Origin of the sequence: Aquabacterium sp. UBA2148, from assembly GCF_002328915.1 — a bacterium.
Lineage (GTDB): Bacteria > Pseudomonadota > Gammaproteobacteria > Burkholderiales > Burkholderiaceae_C > Aquabacterium > Aquabacterium parvum.
The window spans coordinates 1-3,846 of sequence record NZ_DCXA01000154.1 but is presented as its reverse complement, the minus strand read 5'-3'; the positions used below and the strand labels follow the sequence as shown (position 1 = coordinate 3,846).

The 3,846-nt window shown below is 67.6% G+C and carries 4 protein-coding genes; 2 read left to right on the top strand and 2 right to left on the bottom strand.

Annotated elements, in window-relative coordinates; genetic code table 11:
- Together B2W70_RS08450 and B2W70_RS08445 are read left to right on the top strand one after the other, a co-directional pair.
- Positions 1–406: polysaccharide biosynthesis C-terminal domain-containing protein (locus B2W70_RS08450; RefSeq protein ID WP_286744743.1), on the top strand; the 406-nt coding region annotated here is incomplete at its 5' end.
- 43 nt (positions 407–449) lie between these two features.
- Positions 450–1,793 (top strand): glycosyltransferase family 4 protein, encoded by a 1,344-nt coding sequence (locus B2W70_RS08445; protein ID WP_286744741.1) that lies wholly within the window; start codon positions 450–452, stop codon positions 1,791–1,793.
- 29 nt (positions 1,794–1,822) lie between these two features.
- Here the strand turns inward: B2W70_RS08445 and B2W70_RS08440 are convergent, their stop codons facing one another.
- Both B2W70_RS08440 and B2W70_RS08435 read right to left on the bottom strand, forming a co-directional pair.
- On the bottom strand, positions 1,823–2,368 hold the full coding sequence (locus tag B2W70_RS08440) for a Dps family protein (RefSeq protein WP_286744739.1): 546 nt from the start codon (positions 2,366–2,368) through the stop codon (positions 1,823–1,825).
- A gap of 174 nt (positions 2,369–2,542) precedes the next feature.
- A partial coding sequence (locus B2W70_RS08435) for a 3'-5' exonuclease (protein WP_286744736.1) occupies positions 2,543–3,846 on the bottom strand: 1,304 nt, incomplete at its 5' end.

The following is a 3,846-nucleotide window of genomic DNA, read 5'->3' as shown; positions in this document are numbered from 1 at the left end:
CCGCCTGCGCTTCATCTTCGCGGGCGCCGGCATCTCGGTGGCCACGGCCTTCCTGTTCATCCCCTGGCTGGGCTACACGGGCGCGCTGCTGTCGAACGCCGTGGGCAACATCCTCTACGTGGCGATGGTGGGCACGGTGGCGCATCGCAGCCTGGGCATCCGCTTCCCGGTGCGCAACGTGGCGCTGCAGCTGCTGGCTGCCTTGATGGCGCTGGGCGTGGTCGAGCTGGCGCTGCATGACCCGAGCTCGATCTGGCGCACGCTGGTGTCCACCGTGCTGTTCGGGGTGCTCTTCCTGATCCTGACCCTGAACATCGGGGCCTGGGAGAAAAACGACCTGGACATGCTGCGCAAGAACTCCAAGGCCCTGGGGCGCGTCATCGACGCGCTTCAGTGGCGTCGCTGAAACCCGCGCAGCCCCTTGCCGACGCCCCATCACCCAGGCCACCATGAACCAGCCCGCCTCGACGCCAGACCGCTTTGACGCCTCGCCACCGTTGGCCAAGGGCCGTTGCCTGATCGTCACCGCCCTGCCCCTGGACGACCTTCAAGCCAGCCGCCACGGCATCTACCAGCGCCTGCGGATGCTGATGACGGCCATGGCTGGAACCGGTTTGATGCTGGACGTGGTGTGCTCGCAAGGCAACCGGGTGGAAGGGCATGACTCGGCGGCCCTGGCGCGCGTGTCAGAAGGCATCCGCGAGCACTGGGGCCTGCAGGCGCGCGTGCTCGGGCTGACCCGCTCGGTCAAAGACGTGCGCACGCCCTACATCGTTCAGCAGCTGCTGGGCTGCGTGTCGCAACGCTGGTCACCCGGCATGCGCGCAGCGGTGGCCGGGGGCCAGCTCGAGGTGCTGCAACGCGCCCTCGACGAAAAACCCGTGCTGGTGCTGGCGCATCGGCTGCGCAGCATGGCCTTGCTCTGTGCGTGCCAGGGGCTGCCGACAGCGGTGTTCGACATGGACGACATCGAGCACGTGGTGCACCAGCGCCGCATGGGCCTGGGCCAGAGCACACGCGAGCGCTGGCTGTCGCGCGCCGAGTTGCCCGCCCTGGCACGCCTGGAGCGTCAGGCCGTGCGGCGCGCCTGGAAAACGCTGGTGTGCGCCCGCGACGACGCGCATCTGCTGGCCGACTTCTGTGGCGTGTCGACCGAACGGGTCACCGTGGTGCCGAACGGCCTGCCTTTGCCGCCGCAGGGCTCACTGGGCGCGGCGAGCACGCAGGCCTCGAACCTGTCCGGGCCCGCTGCCCAGGCGCCCATCCTGCTGATGGTCGGCATCTATTCCTACGAGCCGAACGGCGAGGGCGCACGTCACTTCATCGAGCACACCTGGCCGCTGGTGCGCCAGGCCCGGCCCGACGCCGAGGTCTGGTTTGCTGGCGCCAGCCCGCAGGCCATCGGCGAGGCCTCTCGCATGCCCGAGGGCGTCAAGCTGCTGGGCTTCGTGGACGACATCGAAGCGGTGTATGCGCAAGCTGACGTGGTGATCTGCCCCATCCTCACGGGCGGAGGCACGCGGGTCAAGCTGATCGAAGCGGCGTTGCGCGGCAAACCCATCGTGTCGACAACGCTGGGCGCCGAGGGCCTTGGCTTCACCGATGGGCAGCAGGCGCTGCTGCGTGACAGCCCGTCGGCCATGGCCGAGGGCTGCCTGGAACTGCTGGAAGCGCCACAACGGGCGGCGCAACTGGGAGAGGCGGCTCGCGCCTACGCCCAGCAACACTACGACCGCGATCGCATCGCCGAGGCGCTGGCCGCCCAGTGCCGCCGGAAGCTGGCCGCCGGCTGAGGCAGCGGCCAGCGCCCTTCCTTGCTTGCTCAGTCTTCGAGCAACGAGCGCAGCATCCAGGCGGCCTTCTCGTGCACGTCCAGGCGCTGGGTCAGCAGGTCGGCAGAAGGCTCGTCGGAGGCTTCATCGACCAAGGGGTACAAGGAGCGAGCGGTGCGTGCCACGGCTTCGTGCCCGGCCACCAGGATGCGGATCATCTCCTTGGCCTTGGGCGGCTCGCTGGGCGCATCGGGCAGCGAACTGAGCTTGGCGTAGTCAGCGAACGAGCCCTTGGCCGTGAAGCCCAGTGCGCGAACGCGCTCGGCGATCGGGTCCACCGCGTTCCACAACTCCGTGTACTGGTCCATGAACATGGTGTGCAGGGTGTTGAACATCGGTCCCGTCACGTTCCAATGGAAGTTGTGCGTGGTCAGGTACAGCGTGAAGGTGTCGGCCAGCAGGCCATTGAGGCCCTTGGCGATGGCAGCGCGGTGGTCGGCGGAAATGCCGATGTCAATGGCCTGGCTTTTGGGCACCGGTTTGGTGGCAGGCTTGGTGGCGGACTTGGCGGCAGGTTTCTTGTCGGTCTTGGCCATGAATCAATCTCCTGAGCAGACAAAAGTCGAATGGATGTCCTGACTGTAGCAAGGGTCAGTGACGCCAGACACCCAGCCTGCACAAACCCGACACAAGCGCTTCTATCGAACGCTTGTCCAGAATCTATCGCGACACCAGTCCTGCACCACCGGCCAGGGCACCAGGGTGTGGGCTCACTCGATCGGCGTCAGCTTGGCCACGCTCAACATCAGCCACTTGGTGCCGTGTCGCCCGAAGTTGACCTGCACGCGGGCCTCGGAGCCATTGCCCTCGAGCGTGAGCACCACGCCTTCGCCGAACTTGTTGTGGAACACGCCCTGCCCCACGCGCAAGCCACCCGCCGTTTTGGCTTCGGCCATGGCCTTGGGGATGGGCGCGGTGAGGTCCTTGAAGTTGTCTTCTGCGCGGCGCGCACCGGCCCATGAAGGCGGGGGGTTGCTGCGCCAGGGTTGCGCCCCGGCCCCCACCATCGAGCCCATGCCCTTGCCGCTCGCCCACGCGTCCTGGTAGGACTTGGCGAAGCCCGAGCCGAAGCCCTGGTTGCGCGGCGTCAGCCACTTGAGTGCGCCCTCGGGCAGCTCGTCGAGGAAGCGGCTCTTGACGTTGTAGCGGGTCTGGCCGTGCAGCATGCGCGTCTGGCTGAAGCTGATGCACAGGCGGCGGCGGGCGCGGGTGATGGCCACGTACATCAGGCGGCGCTCTTCTTCGAGGCCATCCGTGTCGGACATCGAGTTTTCGTGCGGGAACAGGCCTTCTTCCAGCCCGGTCAGGAACACGTGCACGAACTCCAGGCCCTTGGCGGCGTGGATGGTCATGAGCTGCACGGCGTCCTGACCGGCCTGGGCCTGGTTGTCGCCCGCCTCGAGCGACGCGTGCGTGAGGAAGGCAAGCAGCGGCGAGATGATCTCGCCCGTCTCGGCGTCGGGCAAGGTGTCGACCTGGGCCACCGCCGCAGGCAGCCCTTGCGCGATCGTGCCCGCCGACTCGTCCACCGGCAGGGCCACGGCGTCCTTGCCGAAGCCTTCCTGCGTCACGAAGGCCTCGGCGGCGTTGACCAGTTCGTCCAGGTTCTCCAGCCGATCCTGGCCTTCCTTCTCGTTGCGATAGAAATCGCGCAGGCCCGAGGTGTCGAGGACGTGCTCGATGATCTGGCGCAGCGTCAGGCCACGCGTGGCTTCGCGCATGGCATCAACCAGGGCCACGAAGCCCTGCAGGTTGGCGCCGGCCTTGCCAGGCACCGCCGTCGCGCTTTGCGCCAGGCTGCGACCGCTGGCTTGCGCTGCATCCTGCAACTGCTCGATGCTGCGCGCACCGATGCCGCGCGCCGGGAAGTTCACCACGCGCAGGAAGCTGGTGTCGTCGTTGGGGTTCTCGATCAGGCGCAGGTAGGCCAGCGCGTGTTTCACCTCGGCGCGCTCGAAGAAGCGCAGCCCGCCGTACACCTTGTAAGGCAGCCCGGCGTTGAACAGCGCCGACT

Bases quoted from the DNA above. Each gene is read 5' to 3' on its own strand.
- B2W70_RS08445 (WP_286744741.1), top strand. From the start codon at position 450: ATGAACCAGCCCGCCTCGACGCCAGACCGCTTTGACGCCTCGCCACCG.
- B2W70_RS08440 (WP_286744739.1), bottom strand. From the start codon at position 2,368: ATGGCCAAGACCGACAAGAAACCTGCCGCCAAGTCCGCCACCAAGCCT.